Below are 317 nucleotides of genomic sequence, written 5' to 3' on the forward strand. Positions count from 1 at the left end.
CTTCCAGTCCACTCGAAGTGACCGGCTCTTGAGCTTCTCCGCGATGGCATCCGGCTGTTCGGCCGCTGCCTGCAAGCGGTCGGCCGCGATCCTCACACCGGATTCGCTGGCTTCGTCCAGCCAATCCAGCATCTGCTGGTGCGACATGGAGCTGAAATCGGTGGTACCGCCGCCTCCGCCGCCCTCTGCTGGCCTCATCCTTCGCCTCTTCCCCGTGTCCCCGACATTCCGTCCATGCCCGCCCTACTGGTAGCCGCCGCCTTCGTCGCCCGTCCGATCCTTGCCGGTCTCCGGGATGCGGCCGGCCTCGCGGTCCG

At 67.5% G+C, this 317-nt stretch carries 1 pseudogene; it reads right to left on the reverse strand.

The features are described from left to right. A pseudogene (locus IG02_RS41975) lies at positions 1 to 198 on the reverse strand (hypothetical protein); the annotation flags it as partial. Positions 199 to 317 lie beyond the last annotated feature (119 nt).

Origin of the sequence: Streptomyces sp. NRRL F-5135 (assembly GCF_000719775.1) — a bacterium.
Taxonomy (GTDB): Bacteria; Actinomycetota; Actinomycetes; order Streptomycetales; family Streptomycetaceae; genus Streptomyces; species Streptomyces hebeiensis.